The organism is Mesorhizobium sp. L2C084A000 (assembly GCF_000502875.1).
GTDB lineage: Bacteria > Pseudomonadota > Alphaproteobacteria > Rhizobiales > Rhizobiaceae > Mesorhizobium.
In genome coordinates, this window is record NZ_AYWX01000013.1 from 246,237 (window position 1) to 263,506 (window position 17,270).

18 protein-coding genes are annotated in these 17,270 nt (G+C 63.4%); 14 read left to right on the forward strand and 4 right to left on the reverse strand.

The features are described 5' to 3' along the window. The first annotated feature begins 112 nt into the window (after window positions 1-112). Window positions 113-403, forward strand: a complete 291-nt coding sequence (locus X735_RS141425; RefSeq protein WP_031213606.1) for a DUF3175 domain-containing protein — start codon at window positions 113-115, stop codon at window positions 401-403. A 12-nt stretch (window positions 404-415) separates the two neighbouring features. On the opposite strand, the gene X735_RS141420 is transcribed toward X735_RS141425, so the two are convergent. Both X735_RS141420 and X735_RS141415 read right to left on the reverse strand, forming a co-directional pair. Beyond that, the gene (locus tag X735_RS141420) at window positions 416-1,192 is read right to left on the reverse strand and encodes a FadR/GntR family transcriptional regulator (RefSeq protein ID WP_023813240.1); all 777 of its coding nucleotides are present in this window, start codon (window positions 1,190-1,192) and stop codon (window positions 416-418) included. Window positions 1,193-1,293: 101 nt separating this feature from the next. Further along, complete coding sequence (locus X735_RS141415) at window positions 1,294-2,190, reverse strand: NAD(P)-dependent oxidoreductase (protein WP_023813241.1); 897 nt, start codon at window positions 2,188-2,190, stop codon at window positions 1,294-1,296. Between the two features lie 119 nt (window positions 2,191-2,309). Between X735_RS141415 and X735_RS141410 the strand changes: the two genes are divergently transcribed. Further along, window positions 2,310-3,248 carry an NAD(P)-dependent oxidoreductase gene (locus X735_RS141410; RefSeq protein ID WP_023813242.1) on the forward strand — a complete coding sequence of 313 codons (939 nt, stop codon included), beginning with the start codon at window positions 2,310-2,312 and terminating at the stop codon, window positions 3,246-3,248. Between the two features lie 24 nt (window positions 3,249-3,272). On the opposite strand, the gene X735_RS141405 is transcribed toward X735_RS141410, so the two are convergent. Beyond that, window positions 3,273-4,055, reverse strand: coding sequence for a FadR/GntR family transcriptional regulator (locus tag X735_RS141405; RefSeq protein WP_023813243.1), 783 nt, complete (start codon window positions 4,053-4,055; stop codon window positions 3,273-3,275). 198 nt (window positions 4,056-4,253) lie between these two features. Next, window positions 4,254-5,243, reverse strand: coding sequence for a sugar-binding protein (locus X735_RS141400; RefSeq protein ID WP_023813244.1), 990 nt, complete (start codon window positions 5,241-5,243; stop codon window positions 4,254-4,256). Between the two features lie 466 nt (window positions 5,244-5,709). Between X735_RS141400 and X735_RS141395 the strand changes: the two genes are divergently transcribed. From X735_RS141395 to X735_RS141340, 12 genes are all read left to right on the forward strand, one after another. Next, window positions 5,710-6,450 carry an ATP-binding cassette domain-containing protein gene (locus X735_RS141395; protein ID WP_013530854.1) on the forward strand — a complete coding sequence of 247 codons (741 nt, stop codon included), beginning with the start codon at window positions 5,710-5,712 and terminating at the stop codon, window positions 6,448-6,450. A gap of 41 nt (window positions 6,451-6,491) precedes the next feature. Next, window positions 6,492-7,490, forward strand: a complete 999-nt coding sequence (locus tag X735_RS141390) for an ABC transporter permease (RefSeq protein ID WP_023813245.1) — start codon at window positions 6,492-6,494, stop codon at window positions 7,488-7,490. A gap of 66 nt (window positions 7,491-7,556) precedes the next feature. After that, complete coding sequence (locus X735_RS141385) at window positions 7,557-8,324, forward strand: SDR family oxidoreductase (protein WP_023813246.1); 768 nt, start codon at window positions 7,557-7,559, stop codon at window positions 8,322-8,324. Between the two features lie 175 nt (window positions 8,325-8,499). Then, window positions 8,500-9,327, forward strand: a complete 828-nt coding sequence (locus X735_RS141380) for an AraC family transcriptional regulator (protein WP_023813247.1) — start codon at window positions 8,500-8,502, stop codon at window positions 9,325-9,327. Between the two features lie 112 nt (window positions 9,328-9,439). Next, window positions 9,440-9,883: an SRPBCC family protein gene (locus X735_RS141375; RefSeq protein WP_023813248.1), complete on the forward strand. Its 444-nt coding sequence runs from the start codon at window positions 9,440-9,442 to the stop codon at window positions 9,881-9,883. 14 nt (window positions 9,884-9,897) lie between these two features. Continuing rightward, the gene (locus tag X735_RS141370; protein ID WP_023813249.1) at window positions 9,898-10,692 is read left to right on the forward strand and encodes an FAD binding domain-containing protein; all 795 of its coding nucleotides are present in this window, start codon (window positions 9,898-9,900) and stop codon (window positions 10,690-10,692) included. 60 nt (window positions 10,693-10,752) lie between these two features. Next, the gene (locus X735_RS141365; RefSeq protein ID WP_023813250.1) at window positions 10,753-11,235 is read left to right on the forward strand and encodes a (2Fe-2S)-binding protein; all 483 of its coding nucleotides are present in this window, start codon (window positions 10,753-10,755) and stop codon (window positions 11,233-11,235) included. Between the two features lie 13 nt (window positions 11,236-11,248). Continuing rightward, a complete protein-coding gene (locus X735_RS1000000170315; RefSeq protein ID WP_023813251.1) occupies window positions 11,249-12,616 on the forward strand; it encodes a xanthine dehydrogenase family protein molybdopterin-binding subunit in 1,368 nt (455 codons plus the stop codon). 1 nt (window position 12,617) lies between these two features. Beyond that, complete coding sequence (locus X735_RS1000000170320) at window positions 12,618-13,622, forward strand: molybdopterin cofactor-binding domain-containing protein (protein ID WP_023813252.1); 1,005 nt, start codon at window positions 12,618-12,620, stop codon at window positions 13,620-13,622. A gap of 8 nt (window positions 13,623-13,630) precedes the next feature. Continuing rightward, the gene (locus X735_RS141350) at window positions 13,631-14,512 is read left to right on the forward strand and encodes a MoxR family ATPase (RefSeq protein ID WP_023813253.1); all 882 of its coding nucleotides are present in this window, start codon (window positions 13,631-13,633) and stop codon (window positions 14,510-14,512) included. Between the two features lie 374 nt (window positions 14,513-14,886). Beyond that, a complete protein-coding gene (locus tag X735_RS141345; protein WP_023813254.1) occupies window positions 14,887-16,023 on the forward strand; it encodes a VWA domain-containing protein in 1,137 nt (378 codons plus the stop codon). Further along, a complete protein-coding gene (locus X735_RS141340) occupies window positions 16,023-16,910 on the forward strand; it encodes an amidohydrolase (protein ID WP_023813255.1) in 888 nt (295 codons plus the stop codon). The genes X735_RS141345 and X735_RS141340 overlap by 1 nt, the downstream gene beginning before the upstream one ends. Window positions 16,911-17,270 lie beyond the last annotated feature (360 nt).

Here is a 17,270-nt window from a genome sequence, read left to right on the forward strand (position 1 = left end):
TCTCGGGTCGCAGCAGCGCCACAGCTGGCAAATCCGTGGCTCCAGAGCCAGGGCGGAACCGATGCCGATGTGCGGAGTTTCCTGGCAGCCTACCCTGCAGAGGAGTCCTGCGATGACCGCCACCAGGAAAAAATGGTCGGCCGAGGTGACCGAGCACAGCGACGCGATGGATCTTGAGGATCACGTCTTCGAATCCGACGACGCCAGGAAGATCGCCGCCTCGCTCAAGCGATCCGCCGAACACAGCCACCGGCGCAAGGCCGAGCCGTTCCAGTCGGCCATGTCGATGCTGAACTTCTACATCAACCGCGCCGGCAAGAACTTGCCTGCCGCGCGCAAAAAAGTGCTTGAGGACGCCAAGGATGAACTGCGCAGCGCCTTCGGACGTGACAAGGATGATTAGCGGCGGCCGGCCCTACCGGGCGCGGATGACGCCGTCTGTGTTGGCGAGCAGTTTGCGCACTGCATTGCGCGCCGCGTCGGGGCGCTGCAGGCGGATGTTCTTCTCGATTGCCTCGTGCAGCTTCTGCGCGTGGTTGAGATCGTCGATCTCCCGCGTCGTATAGGCAAAGAGGTGATCGAAGGCGGATTCGATCAGTACGCCGAGCGGCACCAACAGGTCGTTGCCCGAAGCCCGCAGGATGGCAAGATGGAAGCGCGTGTCGGCGCGGGTCCGCTCCTGCAGGCTCGTCGCCTCTCCCATCTCCCGGCAGGCCAGGCTGATCTCGGCCATCTGCTCGTCGGTTCTTCGCATGGCGGCAAACGCGGTCGCTTCCGGCTCGATGATGTGGCGGAATTCCTGCACCGTCTTGAGGAACACTTCGCGATCCGGCGACGTCGCGTACCAGGCAAGCACATCGCGATCGAGCAGGTTCCAACGTTCCTTCGGCTCGACCCAGCTGCCGATCTTGGGACGTGAGGCCAAAAGGCTCTTGGCCATCAGCATCTTGATCGCCTCGCGCACCGCCGAGCGGCTGACGCTGAAGGTCTCCGACCATTTCGCTTCATTGGGCAGGATGGTACCAGGCGGATAGTCGCCGCGCACGATCCTGAGGCCAATTTCGCTGGCCAGCGAGGCGTGGACGCTGGAGCCAGGAATACGGGCGGCGTCCGCCCGGCGAACGCCGCCCGGACGGTCCCCGGAGGCCGCTTTCCCCAACGATTTTTCCTTGTTCGGCTTCGCGTCCCGCATGGGTTCCAGAAAGTCCGTATTAAGCAGGCTGTCAAGCGCGGCAAGCGGCTTGCACCGCAAAGCCGCCCGCTGTGCACAGATCAGCTCGATTGCTTCGCGGATCAGTCCTGCTTGACGTATTTGCGCCAGCTATGCTCCGGGCGGAAGCCCAGCACGTCGCGCGCCTTGCGGTTCGACAGCAGCGTCTCGTATTCGCCGAGCTCGGCCTTCACCGGCACGCCGGGGTAGAACCGCTTCAGGAGTTCGGCAGTCGGCAGGTCGGATGAGGTGTCGTCATTGGCGGCGTTGATCACCTGATAGCCGAGGCCGTCCTTCTCGATGGCGCGCAGCGTGATCTGGCCAAGGTCGCGCGCGTCGACATAGCTCCAGGCGATGCGCTTGCGGAAACCCGGATCGGCGAACCATTTCGGAAACAGTGAATATTCGTGCGGCTCGATGACGTTGCCGATGCGCAGGGCATAAATGTCGGTGCCGTTGCGCTGGGCGAAGGCCCGCGCCGTCTTCTCGTTGACGACCTTGGACAAAGCATAGCTGTCCATCGGGTCGACGTCATACTCCTCGTCGAGCGGGAAATATTTGGGATCGCGCGGCTCGTTGGCGAACACAAGCCCATAAGTCGTCTCGCTGGAGGCGATGATAATTTTGCGGATACCGAGCTTCACCGCCGCCTCGATGACATTGTAGGTGCCGAGCGCATTGATGCGGAACACCTCGTTGTCGGTGGTGATCATGATGCGCGGGATGGCGGCGAAATGCACCACCGCATCGACCGGCTGCGGGCGCAGCGAGGGGTCGAATTCATGCAGGCCCATATAGCTCGACAGCGCGTTGAACACCTGCCCGCTGTCGGTGATGTCGGTGATCAGCGTGCGCACCTTGGGATTGTCGAGCGGCCTGGTGTCGATGTTGAGCACCTGACAGCCTTGCTCGACCAGATACTGGACGACATGGCGTCCGGCCTTGCCGCTGCCGCCGGTGAACATGATCCGTTTTGTCATTTTGCTCTCCACATCCTCAGGGATTTATGTGTATTGTCAGACAATATCGCCATCTGCAACCACCCTCGCCTGCAAAACGGCAGCGCCTGACATCAATCATTGCAACAGGACTTGAAGACATGAACACGACTGCCGCGCGCGAAAAGATCGGCTTCATCGGGCTTGGCCTGATGGGCCACGGGATCGCCAAGAACATCGTCGACAAGGGCTACAGTCTGACCTTCCTCGGCCGCAAGAACCGCAAACCGGCGGAAGACCTGCTTGGCCGCGGCGCCACGGAAGCATCGACCTCGCGCGATGTGGCGGCGGCATCTGATATCGTCTTCATCTGCGTCACCGGTTCGCGCGAGGTCGAAGCCATCATTCGCGGCCCCGGCGGCCTCAAGGAGGGCTTGAAAAAGGGCTCGGTCGTCGTCGACTGCTCGACCTCCGATCCGGTCTCGACGGTGGCGCTGGCAGCGGAACTTAAGGCGCTCGGCATCGATTTTGTCGACGCGCCGCTCAGCCGCACGCCGAAGGAAGCCTGGGAAGGCACGCTCGACGCCATGGTCGGCGCGCCGGACGCCCTTTTTGCCAGGGTGAAACCGGTGATCGAAACCTGGGCCGGCCGCATCGTCCATATCGGCGACACCGGCGATGGCCATCGCATGAAGCTGCTCAACAATTTCATCTCGCTTGGCTACGCAGCGATATATTCCGAGGCACTGGCACTGGCTGAGAAGGTCGGCATCTCGCCGCCGCGCTTCGACAGCGTCATTCGCAATGGCCGCATGGATTGCGGCTTCTACCAGACCTTCATGCGCTGGACGCTGGAAGGTGACCGCGACGCGCACAAATTCACCATCGCCAATGCCTTCAAGGACCTGACCTATCTGGAATCGATGGCGGGTGCGGCCGGCATTGCCAACCCGCTCGGCAACGCCACCAAGAACTCCTTCGCCGGTGCCCATGCAACCGGCCCGGCCGAGCAATTCGTACCGATGCTGGCGACGCATATCGCTGGGGTGAACGGTGTCGACCTGATGCCGATGAAGGATGGCAAGAAACAGACCATTTAACCGATTGCCCAACGCCGGCGCCGATCACCGCCGCCACCGCCCTATCCCATCGTCGGTATCTGCAAGCAGCTTGTGCACGGCGTTGCGCGCAGCGGCTGGGCGCTGCAGGCGGATGTTCTTTTCGATCGCCTCATGCAGCTTCTGCGCCTGGCGCTGATCGGCGACCTGCTGTGTCGTGAATGCGAAGAGATGGTCGAGCGCCGATTCGATCAGCACGCCGAGCGGCACCAGAAGGTCGTTGCCGGAAGCGCGCAGGATGGCCAGATGAAAGCGCGTATCGGCGCGGATACGCTCCTGCAGGCTCAAGGCCTCGCCCATGTCGCGGCAGGCCTGGCTGATTTCCGCCATTTGCTCGTCGCTGCGCCGCATGGCGGCAAAGGCCGACGCTTCCGGCTCGATGATATGACGAAACTCCTGCACGGTTCGCAGGAACGCCTCGCGGTCGGGCGCCGTCGCGTACCAGGCCAGAACGTCGCGGTCGAGCAGGTTCCAGCGCTCCTTCGGCTCGACCCAACTGCCGATCTTGGGGCGTGAGGCCAACAGGCTTTTCGCCATCAGCATCTTGATGGCTTCGCGCACCGCCGAACGGCTGACATTGAAGATCTCGGCCCATTTGGACTCGTTGGGCAGGATGGTGCCGGGCGGATAGTCGCCACGCACGATCCGCAGGCCAATCTCGCCGGCCAACGAGACATGGACGCTCGCCCCCGCAAAATGCGCGGCACCAGCCTTCCGCATGACAGCCGGACCGTGGCTCGCTTGTGCCTTGGTTAGGTCGGTTCGCTTGCTTGACTTCTCGTCCGGCATCCACGTTCCAATGCGTCGACCGTCTGTCGTCCGGACTGGTCCGAACCGTACGGGCGCCGATCTCGTTGCCGAAAAATCCAGATCACGGGCGCGGCAAAGCCGGAGCCGATTGCCCCAACTATTGCGTCCGTTCGGGAATTACCGCTTCCGTTCAGGAATGACGGGGCGCCCGCAACCGGGCGCCCCGAAATCGAGAACCTACTTCTGGATGCAGGTGTCGACCGTATCCTTGGTGCACTCGTCGAGGCCGGTGAACACCGGATCGGCGACCGCCTTGCCTTCGATCAGGTCGATCATCACCGACGGTGCCTTGTAGCCCATTTCGAACGGCCGCTGGCCGACCAGAGCCGTTACAAGGCCGTCACGAGCGATCGCCACTTCGTCGCCGATCGTGTCGGCGGCGCCGATGACGAAGTCGTTGCTGGCGATCCGGTCCTTGAGCGGCCCGAACAGATCGCGGTAGGGCTGCGGCGCGCCGAACAGCGGCCAGCCGCCCATGATGCCGAAGGCGTCCAGCTTGGGGTTGGCGGCGAGGATGTCGGTCATCGCCTGCACGCCCTTGGCGCCATCGTCATTGGTGAACACCGGGCAGCCGGGAACTTCGGTCCAACCACCTTCACCCGCAAGTGCGGCAAGGCCTTCCTTGCCCGACAGTGCGTCACGCATGCCTTGCGCACGGCGCAGGATGTTGTCGGCTGCCGGGTTGCCTTCGATGGTGCAGATCGTGCCACCATTCGGCTTGCCCTTCTTGATGTACTCGCCGATCTTCTTGCCCATCAGGTAATTGTCGGTACCGAGATAGGTCTTGCGAAGACCTGCGTCTTCCTTGCTGAGATCGGCATCGACCGTCATGATCGGGATCGTCGGATTGGCGCTCTTGATCGTCTGCGCGATCAGCGGCGCGTTGGACGGCGAGATCGCCATCGCGACCGTGTCGGCCTTGCTCAGCATGTCCTGGACGATCTGCGCCTCGCCGGCCTCGTCCGAAGTCGACGCCGGACCGGTGTAGAAGCATTCATACTCCGAGCTGGCGTTTTCCTTGTTCCATTTCTCGCAGCCCTGGTGGATGGCCTCGAAGAACGGATTGTCGAGACCTTTCACGACAATGACGAGCTGTTTCTTGGCCAAAGCCGGCCCGGCACCCAACGCCATTGCGGCGACGGCGGCGAGCAAAAGTGTTTTCCTCATGTCAGTCCTCCCTTGAAACAAACGGACACGGCGTGCCCGCCATACAGATCGACCGGATGCGTGATGACCGAGGGTCGTTTCGCGAGCGCTCGTGTCGCCAGGACAGATCGATAAGCATTTCCAGATTCGGCTTCAGATCAACTCACACACAGGTGCCGCTTGATCTTGGGCCGTCAAACCTCCGCCGATTCCGGCCGGCGAACCGCCAGCGGAGATCGGCATAATCTCCTCCGACGCTTAGCTAATATCGGCTTGGCGCCAACGTCAATGCTATTTGTCCTACAAAACGGATTTTTAAAATAGTCCTGGCCCAATTCGTCCGACAATTGATTGACGTGCGCCGGCTTTTGCGTAAAAGAACGCTAACGCCGTCTTCGGGAGGAGCCGGGGAGAGCGAGGCCAAAGCAGCGTCGGCATCCACGCCGGGAACAGCAGCAGGTCGCAAATCACGGGGAGGCAAAGGCTGGTGGCGGTTCTCGAACTCACCAACATCTCAAGGCATTTCGGCGCCATCCAGGCCGTCAACGACGTGTCGCTGTCGATCGAGCCCGGACAGGTGGTCGGCCTCATGGGCGACAACGGCGCCGGCAAGTCGACGCTGGTCAAGATGATCGCCGGCAATTTCCGCCCGAGCCATGGCACCATGCACATGGACGGCAAGGAATTGATCCTGCACAAGCCGGCGGAAGCCCGCCAGCACGGCATCGAGATCGTCCACCAGGACCTTGCGCTCTGCAACAATCTGACCGCCGCCGCCAACGTCTATCTCGGCCGCGAGTTGCGGCGCGGCGTCGGGCCGTTCCGCATCCTCGACTATGCCTCGATGTACAAGCGTGCCGGCCAGCTCTTCGCCGAATTGAAGTCCGAGACCCGTCCGCGCGATCTCGTCAAGCAGATGTCGGGTGGCCAGCGCCAAGCGGTGGCGATCGCCCGCACCATGCTGTCGCAGGCCAAGATCGTGCTGATGGACGAACCGACGGCCGCTATCTCGGTGCGCCAGGTCGCCGAAGTGCTGAACCTGATCCGCCATTTGCGCGATCAAGGCATTGCCGTCGTGCTGATCAGTCACCGAATGCCTGACGTCTTCACCGTCGCCGACCGCGTCATAGTCATGCGGCGCGGCCGCAAGGTCGCCGACAAGACGATTGCGTCGAGCTCGCCCGAGGAAGTCACCGGGCTGATCACCGGCGCCATCGAACAGGTTTGATTTCAGCGAATTTCACCACGCACAGCAGATGAAGGTCGACGATGGCACTGACAATTGACCAGCCGATCGAACACAAGCAGCAATCCCTGCCGGCAAGAGTGTTTGCCAGCCAGACCTTCTGGGTGGTGATCGCCGTTATCCTCGCCTGCGTGTTCCTGTCGTTTGCCACCGACGCGTTTGCCACGTCGAAGAACCTCTACAACATCACCCGCAACATCACCTTCGTCGCCATTATCGCGCTCGGCATGACCTTCGTCATCATCACCGGCGGCATCGACCTCTCGGTCGGCTCGGTGCTGTGCCTGTCGTCGATGATTTTGGCCGTCACGATGCATGCCGGCTACTCGATCGAGGTCGGCATCCTGGCCTCGATCGCCACCGCGCTCGCCATTGGCGCCTTCAACGGCGTGCTGATCGCCTATCTCGGCTTTCCACCCTTTGTGGTGACGCTCGGCATGCTGTCGATCGCCCGCAGCCTAGCCATGGTCGCCTCCAACAACACGGTCGTCTTCCAGTTCGGGCCGGACCACGCCAAGCTTCTGTCATTGGGCGGCGGCGCCTGGGTGTTCGGCATCGCCAATCCGGTGCTTTACATGATCCTTCTGGCGCTGATCACCGGCTTTATCCTGCGTTGGACGAAGTTCGGCCGCCACATCTTCGCCATTGGCGGCAACGAGCACGCGGCAACGCTGACCGGCGTTCCGGTGCGCCAGATCAAGGTTGCCGTCTACATGATCTCGGCGCTGTCGGCCGGCATTGCCGGCATCATCCAGACCGGCTGGCTGGGTGCCGTCACCACCAATCTCGGCACCGGCATGGAGCTGCAGGTGATCGCCGCAACCGTCATTGGCGGCGCCAATCTGGCTGGCGGCGTCGGCACCGCCTTTGGCGCCATCGTCGGTGCGGCCCTGATCGAGGTGATCCGCAACAGTCTCGGTCTGCTCGGCATCAATGCCTTCTGGCAAGGTGTGTTCATCGGCGGCGCCATCCTGCTGGCGGTGCTGTTCGACCGCATCCGCAATTTCCGCCGCAGCGACTAGAACCATGATCCCGAAAAGTGGAAACCGGTTTTCGGGCAAGATCATGGTCAAACAAAAGACGGTTTGATGGCCAACTCCCTGTTCAGCCTCGAGGGGCGGGTGGCGCTGGTGACTGGCTCCGGTCAAGGCATCGGCTTTGCGCTGGCTCGGGGCCTCGCCGGACACGGTGCAAGCATAGTGCTGAACGGTCGCGACACCGCCAGGATCGACAGCGCCGTCGAAAAGCTGCGCGATGTCGGCTTCAAGGCGCACGCCTCGGTATTCGACGTCACCGATTTTCAGGCGGTCAACGCGGACATTGCCCGCATCGAGGCCGAGATCGGCGCCATCGACATCCTCATCAACAATGCCGGCGTGCAGTTCCGCGCTCCGCTCGAGGACTTTCCCGAGGAGCAGTGGGAGCGCCTGTTCAAGACCAATGTGTCGGGCGCCTTCCATGTCGGCAAGGCGGTCGCCCGCCACATGATCCCGCGCGGCAAGGGCAAGATCATCAACATCGGCTCGGTGCAGAGCGAGCTGGCAAGGCCGAACATCGCACCATACACCGCGACCAAAGGCGCGATCCGCAACCTGACAAGGGGTATGTGCGCCGACTGGGCGAGATACGGCCTGCAGATCAATGCGATCGCACCCGGCTATTTCCGCACCGAGATGAACCAGGCGCTGGTCGACAATCCGGAATTTTCCGCCTGGCTGGAAAAGCGCACGCCCGCCGGGCGCTGGGGCAATGTCGACGAGTTGATCGGCGCCGCCGTGTTCCTTGCCTCCGACGCATCGTCTTTCGTCAACGGCCATACGCTGTATGTCGATGGCGGCATGACGGCTTCGGTTTGAAGGGCGTTCTTCCCTTGTGGGAGAAGAGGAAACCTATCGCTCAGTCTGAAAATCCGGCCGCATCGGCCGTCATTGGCCCTCGCCGCCCCCGCGCGTCTTGACGCGGCCCCGAACTCCGCCGCACAATCCCTGTTGCAGGCGAAGGGAGGCCAGTCGTCTGCGGGAGGATATACCCATGACGGAAGCGATCAGGCTCTACTGGGGCCGGTTCGGACATGTTTCTATCCTGAATGTCGCAAGCGACTTCGTCACTCATGCCCATGTCGAGGCCCATCTGATCATCTGGCTGGAAGGTACGGCCGGCGAAATGACCATCGGCCGCGAGACCGTCCGGCTTGGACCTGGAACGGCCGCCGGCATCAACTCCTTCCAGCCGCACAGCCATGTTCTGTCGCAAAACGGGACGCCCGGTCTGTTTCTCGCCTTCTACATCGATCCCGACTGGGCGCGGCGCCGCCGCGACCTGCCTTCGTCTGCGCCGCTGTTCTCACAAGCCGCGATCACGCTGGAACCGTGGCTGCATCAGGCCGCCGCCAATCTGCTCGACCACCTCAGCGACAATGAGAGCGTCGACGATATCGCCAATTACGAGATCGAGCGTTTCATCGATAGCGTGCTCGACGCCGCCGACGCCTCGGCGCCGCAGGAGGCCCGTGTCCGCATCAACACCATGCAGGATTTCCGTGTCCGCAAGGCAATCCAGCTGATGAAGGCCAATGTCTCAGAGCGCATCTGCTTCGACGACGTGGCCCGCAGCGTCGGCCTTTCGCGACCGCATTTCTTCGCTTTGTTCAAGGAACAGACGAATCTGACGCCCAATGTCTACTGGAACACGCTGCGCATGGAGGAAGCGGTGCGGCAGCTGCAATGGTCGCGGGAGCCGCTGATCTCGGTCGCCTGCAATCTCGGCTTCACCACGCAGGGCAATTTCTCGCGCTTCTTCCGCGACCATGTCGGCGTGCCGCCGACGCTCTACCGCGAGGCCGCGCGGGCGATCGCCTGAACCAACCGCCCTTTTTCAGACTCCTTGATAGGCGCTCAAGACGCATTGATAAGCGCCGCTGAAATGGCCGCCCTACCCTTGCACCGGATCGCTTTTGCAAGGGAACATTTGAATGGCCAAAGTCACCATATCCAGCGTCATCGACGCGCCGGTCGAAAAGGTCTGGGCGCGCATACGCGACTTCAACGGGCTGCCGGACTGGCATCCGCGCATGGTGGAAAGCCACATTGAAGACGGCAAGGATGCCACCACGATCGGCTGCGTGCGCAATTTCCAGCTCGCCAGCGGCGCCCGCCTGCGTGAAAAGCTGCTCGATTTTTCCGATCAGAATTTCCTGGTCAGCTACTCCATCCTCGAGACGCCGCAGCCGCTGACCAATCACAAGGCGACCCTGCAGTTGCGGCGTGTGACCGATGGCGACCGCACCTACGCCGAATGGACCGCCAGCTTCGACGCCGCGCCCGAGGAGGCAGACAAGCTGGCCGACGGCATGGGCGCCAATGTCTTTCAGGGCGGCTTCAACGCCCTGAAAAGCCATTTCGCCGGCCAGAGCTGACGGGGAGCCAAACCATGGCGCTGGCACTGCAGACCTTTGCAACGGTGAAAGACGCGAACGCGGCACTGAAAGCCCAGGGCACACGCTATCTCGGCGGCGGCACGCTGGTCGTCCGCGCGGCCAATGAGGGCGATGTCTCGGTTTCCGGCCTTATCAGGTCGACCGAGCCGTCTTTGTCCACCATCGCCGTTGCCGGTGGAAAAGCCCGTGTCGGCGCTTCGGTGACGATGGCGGCGATCGCCGGCCATCCGGAGCTCGGCACGCTCGCCAAGGCCGCCCGCGCCGTCGGTGGCCCGGCCATCCGCAACATGGCGACCGTCGGCGGCAATCTTTTTGCCCCGGCCCCCTATGGCGATTTCGCTGTTGCCCTGCTGGCACTCGATGCCACGGTCGGCACCGATGGCGGCGAAACGCCGATCGAGACTTTTCTGGCCAATCGGGACGGCAGCCGTGCCGTCGTCACTTCCGTGAGCTTCACGCTTCCGAAGGCCGACAGTTTCCGCTTCCTGAAAGTGTCGAGGGTCAAGCCCAAGGGCGTCTCGGTGCTCAGCATAGCCGGTGCTCTGGAACTGTCGTCGGATGGCACCGTGACCTCGGCGCGGATCGCGCTCGGCTGCATGGCGGATCGGCCAATGCGCGCCAGGGCGGCGGAAAAAGCGCTGATCGGCCGAAAGCTGACCGCTGACGGCATCGCGCCGGCCTTGGCCGCGGCCGGTGATGGCACCTCGCCCATCACCGACCCGATCGCCAGCGCCTGGTATCGCGCCGAAGTCTTGCCGGTTCATCTCGGCCGGTTGCTGCTCGCATAGTATTTCGTTCGGGGGCGCGCGTCTGTCCGCCGGTTCGGGCAGGCGCGCTGGGAGGAAAACATGGCAAAGGTTCCGGTTCAATTCACGCTCAACGGCTCGGAAAAGGCCGAATTCATCGACAGCGGCACGACGCTGCTTCAGGCCCTGCGCGACAAGATCGGCGACACCTCACCGAAAGGCGGCTGCCATCAAGGCACCTGCGGCGCCTGTTCGGTCATCATCGACGGCGAACTCAGGCTCTCCTGCCTGACGCTTGCCGAGACCTGCGATGGCGCCGTCATCAGCACGACTTCAGGGCTTTCGGAAAGCGGCGTGCTGCACCCGCTGCAGCGCGCCTTCCTCGACACGTTCGCCACGCAATGCGGCTTCTGCACCCCGGGCATGATCATGGCGGCCAAGGTGCTGCTCGACCATACGCCCAACCCCAGCCGCGACGAGGTGGTCGAGGCGCTGTCGGGCAACATCTGCCGCTGCACCGGCTACGAGCCGATCATCCAGGCGGTGCTGACCGCCGCCCGCGCCAATTCGCAGAACGCGGCCTGAGGGGTCCAAAGCAATGGAACTGCGCAAGAACTACTTCGCCGATGTCCGCAAGGACGATCTGAACGAGATCGGCCAGCCCCGGCCGCGCTCGGATTCACCCGGCCATGTCACCGGCAAGACCGCCTTTTTCGCCGACCGCAATTTCCCTGGCATACTGCACCTGAAGATGGTGCGCAGCCCGCATCACCATGCCCGCATCCGCTCGATCGACACCTCGGAAGCGGAAAAGCATCCGGGCGTGGTGAAGATTCTGACCGCCAAGGACGTGCCGCACAATGTCTACACCATCCTGATCCTGATCCAGGTCGGGCCGGAGGACGAGACGGTGCTTGCCGACGGCAAGGTGCGCTGGAAGGGCGAGGCCGTGGTGGCCGTGCTGGCCGAAACCGAGCGTGCCGCGCAAGAGGCCGCAGCCAAGGTCAAGGTCGACTATGAGGTGCTGCCGGCCGTCTTCGACATGGAAGAGGCGCTGAAGCCCGGCGCACCCCTGGTCAACGAATATCACGGCCAGAATTATTACCTCTATGACAGCGGCGAGTGCCGCAAGGTGCGCTTCGGCGATGTCGAGGCGGGCTTCGCCGGCGCCGACCACATCCTGGAGGAGAGCTACCAGTCCTCGCCGATCGAGCACGCGCCGACCGAGACCACCGGCTGCGTGGTGGCACCCGAGGGCAATGACCGCTTCACCTGCTACACCAACACGCAGGCGATGTTCTTCACGCTCGACAACACCTCGATCATCCTGCAGATGCCGGGCAGCAAACTGCATTTCGTCGGCGGCACCGTCGGCGGCGGTTTTGGCGGCAAGGTCGACGTCATCGTCGAGCCGATCGCCATCCTCGGCGCAAAATTAACAGGACGACCAGTCTGTTTTATCTACAGCCGCGAGGAGGAGATGCAGATCTCGTCGCCACGCGCCGCTGAAAAGGTCGTCATCAAGGACGGCGTCATGAAAGATGGCCGCATCGTCGCGCGCAAGGTCACCGGCTACACGGATGCCGGCGCCTATTCGCGCCACTCGCCCTATGGCGCGCAGAAGGGTGCGGGGCACTATCCCGGCCCCTACACCATCCCGAACGTCTGGATCGACACCTACTGCGTCTACACCAACCGCACGCCCTCATCCGCCATGCGCGGCTTCGGCGTCACCATCGGCGATTTCGCGCTGGAGGTGCAGATGGACAAGCTGGCACGGCTGATCGGCATGGATCCGCTCGAATTCCGCTTCATCAACGCCTATCGCGACGGCGACATGAAGGCGCATCGCCAGCCGACCGAGGGCGCCGCGCTGATCGAGTGCATGCAGGAAGCATCGCGCGCCGCCAACTGGCCGGTGGCGGAGAAATACATGGCCATGTCGTCCTACGTGAAGGGAGCTTGAGATGGCGATCAGGCGTGGACGCGGCGTTGCCGCGATCAACTATCCCACCGGCATGAACCTCGGCGGCGACCCGACGCAGGCGCTGGTGCACTCGACGCCGACCGGCAATTTCATGGTGACGCTGTCATCCGTCGATCTCGGTCAGGGCATGAAGCAGATCATGGCGCAGATCTGCGCCGAGACGATCGGCGTGCCGACCGACCGTGTCGTCGTCGACACCGCCGACACCGACACCGGTCCGCACTGCATGGGCACCTTCGCCTCGCGCGGAACGCACCGCGCCGGCAACGCCGTCATCCAGGCGGCCAGGGAAGCACGCCAGGTGATGCTGGAAGTGGCCGCCGAGGAGCTGGAGGTCAACGCCTCCGACCTCGAGACCGATGGACAGGGCAACATCCTGGTCAAAGGCGCACCGCAAAAGTCGATCTCGATCTTCGATGTCGCGCTGTCGGCGCATTTCAAGCGCGGCCGCTCGATCTCCGGCCGCGGCATGTTCCTGATCCCGCGCTCCTATCCCGAGAAAGAAACCGGCGCGATGAAGCCGTCGACTTGTTATGCCCATGCCTGCACGGTGGCCGAGGTCGAGGTCGACGACGAGACCGGCGAGGTTACCGTGGTGACGGTGAAGAACGTCTTCGAGATCGGCAGAGCGCTGAACCCGAAGATGGTCGAGCAGCAGTTGGTCGGCGGCTCGTGGATGGGCATCAGCCACGCGCTCTATGAGACGACCGAACCCTACTATCCCAACCGCGATCATGGCGGCACCGACTTCAACCAGTATCTGATGCCGGGTCCCGGCGACCTTGCCGAGACAGAGATCATCGTGCTGGAGCGTCCTTCCGCCGACGGACCCTATGGCGCCAAGGGGCCCGGCGAAATGTGCGCCAACCCGCAAATCCCCGCCGTCGCCAATGCCGTCTTCGACGCCGTCGGCGTGCGCATCGACACGCTGCCGATCACGCCGGAGCGCATCTTACGCGCGCTGAAGGCGCAAGCGGCGAACTGAGGGCTGGAATGACCGGGACAAGCGCCGAGACTGTCGCGACCTCGCCGGAGGCGGTGGCGCAGCATCTGGCCGCCTCGCGCTACCTTGCCGACGAGAGCCTTTCGACCGCGATCTTCCTGGCAATCCGGCTGGGCAAGCCGCTGCTGCTCGAAGGCGCGCCGGGCGTAGGCAAGACGGAGGCGGCGAAGGCGATCGCCGCGCTGCTCGGCCGTGATCTGGTGCGGCTGCAATGCTATGAAGGCATCGATGCCGCGCACGCGCTCTACGAATGGAACTACCAGCGCCAGCTGCTCGCCATCCGCCATGCCGGCGAGCATGAGATCGACATCTACGAAGACCGTTTCCTGATCGCCCGGCCGCTGCTGCAAGTGTTGAAGGCGCCGGAGCAGCGCGTGCTGCTGGTCGATGAAATCGACCGCTCGGATCATGAATTCGAGGCCCTGCTTCTGGAATTCCTCTCCGATTTCCAGATCAGCATTCCCGAGCGCGGCACCATCCGCGCCGCGGCACAGCCGATCGTCATCCTGACCTCGAACCGCACCCGCGAGCTCGCCGAAGCGCTGCGCCGCCGCTGCGTCTACCACTGGATCGGCTATCCCGACGCCGAGCGCGAGGCCGCCATCATCATGCTGCGCGCCGGCAATGTGGCCGAGACAACGGCACGCGCCGTGGCGGCAGCCGTGCAGACTATTCGCGCCCGGCCGCTGGCCAAGCCGCCGGGGATCGCCGAGGCGGTCGAATGGGCCAACGCCGCCACTATCCTGGAAAAAGGCGGCAGCCCGTGGCCGGAAGCCTTCCGCCGCGCCATCGGCGTGCTCATCAAGGACGAGGAAGATCTCTCCTACATCGCGCCCGAGCTTGGCCGCATCGTCGAGGAGGCGCTGGTGTGAGCCGAGACCTCAACGGCACGTTCTCCCCGTTAAGGGCGGTGCCTCACCGGCGCATTCCGCAACGCCGGCGGGACAGCACCCCTCTCTCTCCTGCCGGACATCTCCCCCTCAAGGGGGGAGATTGGCTGTCATTTCGGTTTTCGCCAATTTCCAGCGTCGCAGAACGGAGCGAAGCGTCGAAGCTGCCAATCTCCCCCCTTGCGGGGGAGATGTCCGGCAGGACAGAGGGGGGCGCCACGCAATGACGCGGGAAACAAGCTTGCCCCGCGCCGCAGCGCCCNAGCCGAGACCTCAACGGCACGTTCTCCCCGTTAAGGGCGGTGCCTCACCGGCGCATTCCGCAACGCCGGCAGGACAGAGGGGGGCGCCACGCAATGACGCGGGAAACAAGCTTGCCCCGCGCCGCAGCGCCCTTGCTCAGCTTCGCCCGGTTGCTGCGCCGCTACGGCTTTGCCATAGCGCCGGAGCAGATCTCTGGCTTCATGCAGGCGGTGACATTGCTCGGGCCCCGCTCGATGGCAGACATCCGCGAGGCCGCCCTTGCCACCCTTGCACCCCCGCCCGATCGCCGCGACGAATTCGAGGCGCATTTCCAGAGCCACTTTTATGGCAACACATCCGCCGTGGCCGAAGGCGACGCAGACGAGGAAACCCGCATCAAGGATGATGGCGGCGCCGACGACGAACGGATCGAGGCCGACCAGCGGCAAGAGGGCGGCGAGCTGTCCTCGGCGCTGGAGCAGTTGAGCAGCCGCGACTTCCAGCGTGACGATGACGGCCTTGCCGCTTTCCGCCGCAAGCTCGCATCCGCCCTGCCCGCCCGTCGCTCCTTCCGCACCGTGCGCACGCATTCGCGCGGCAAGCTCGATCTGCGCCGCTCGCTGCGGGAAATCGTCAGCGCCGATGGCGACGTCCCCTCGCCGCTTCTGCGCCGCCGCCAGACCGTGCCGCGCAAGCTGCTGATCCTGATCGACGTGTCCGGCTCGATGAAGCTGCACACAGCGGACTATCTCAAGCTCGCCCATGCCGCGGTGCAGGGCGCCGATCGCGCCGAAATCTTCACCTTCGGCACGCGGCTGACCCGCATCACCGGGGCATTGCGCATCCGCGACCGCGATCAGGCATTGGCGCGCGCGGCCGCGCAGGTTGACGATTGGGACGGCGGTACCCGCATGGGGCCGACACTGCTCGCCTTCCTGTCGGTGCCGCGCTTTTCCGCTTTTGCACGCGGTGCCACGGTCGTGATCCTGTCCGACGCGCTGGAGCGCGGCGATCATGGCGAGTTGGAGACAGCCATGCGACGGCTGAGCGCCCGCGCTTTCCGACTGTCGCTGGCCACACCCTTGGCCGGCGATCCGCGCTTCCGGCCGGCAACGGCGGCACTGCGCGCCATCCTGCCGGTGCTGGACGACCTCGTCGACGGCTCGTCGGTGAAAGGCCTCACCGATTTCATCCTGTCGCTCGCCCGCCCTGCTTCAGCGGCGGCGACAATCTGGAAGAGGGTTTCGTGATGCAGAAAGCCATCGACGCGCATTTCCACATCTGGCGCCAAAAGGACCAGCCCTGGCTGGTCGGGCCGATGGTGCCGCGCATCTTCGGTCCCTACGAGCCGCTCCAGCGCGACTACCCGATCGAGGAATTCCTCGAAGACCAGAGGGGTTCAGGCGTCGAAAAGGCCGTCTATGTCCAGACCAACTGGGCCAAGGAGGATTTCGAGAAGGAAGTCGCCTTCCTGCAGAAGACATCCGACGAAACCGGCTGGCCGCATGCCATCGTCGGCTACACCGACATGACCGTCGACGATATCAGGCCCCAGATCGATCGGCTGATGAAATACAAGCTGCTGCGCGGCGTACGCATGCAACTGCATTGGCACGAGACCCCGGCCTTCCGCTTCGCGACGGGGCCGGATCAGGTCATCGATCCCAAGGTGCGCGCCAATGTAGCACGGCTGAAGGACTATGGCCTGTCCTTCGACCTGCAGCTTTTCCCCGCCCAGATGAAGGACGGGCTGACGCTTGTCAGCGAAAACCCGCAGACCAATTTCGTCCTCACCCATGCCGGCATGCTGACGGGCATGGAGCCGGAAACCACCGAAGCCTGGAAGGCAGGCTTGCGCACGCTTGCAGCCGCCCCCAACCTCTACGCCAAGCTCTCCGGCCTCGGCACCTTCGTCCACCGCAACGACCCGGCGCTGATCGCCTACATCGTCGACAACGCAATCGACATCCTTGGCGCCGACCATCTGATGTTCGGCTCGAACTTCCCGATCGAGAAATTGTGGACCAGCCACGCCGAATTGATCAAGGCGCACCGGCATGCGGTAGCCGAGCATGGTGCGGCGGCAGAGGCGGATATCTTCTGGAACACGGCGGAGAAGGTTTACCGGCCGGTGTAGCTGCTTACAACCGCCGGCCCAAAACCTGGGCCATATGCCGTTTGGCGCCGATACTGACTGGCCCCGCCGTCCGCATCGGCTCGAAGCCTTGTCCCTGCCAAAAGCGAAGAGCTTGTTCATTTTCCGTCAACACGGCGAGATCCACTCGTTTGATGTGCTATGCTTTCAACCACATGAAAAAGTCTTCGAAAATTGCTAGCGCCAACCTCTTCCGCAAACTGCTTTGTTGATTATGAGCAATACCGTCCACCAACGGCTCACTCGCAGATCACTGCAGCCGCAGGCCGGCTAGAGCGATTCCTATTTTGAGAGAATCGTAGGATTCCCAAAGCCGGATGTTTGTGATTCAAGATGCTGGCT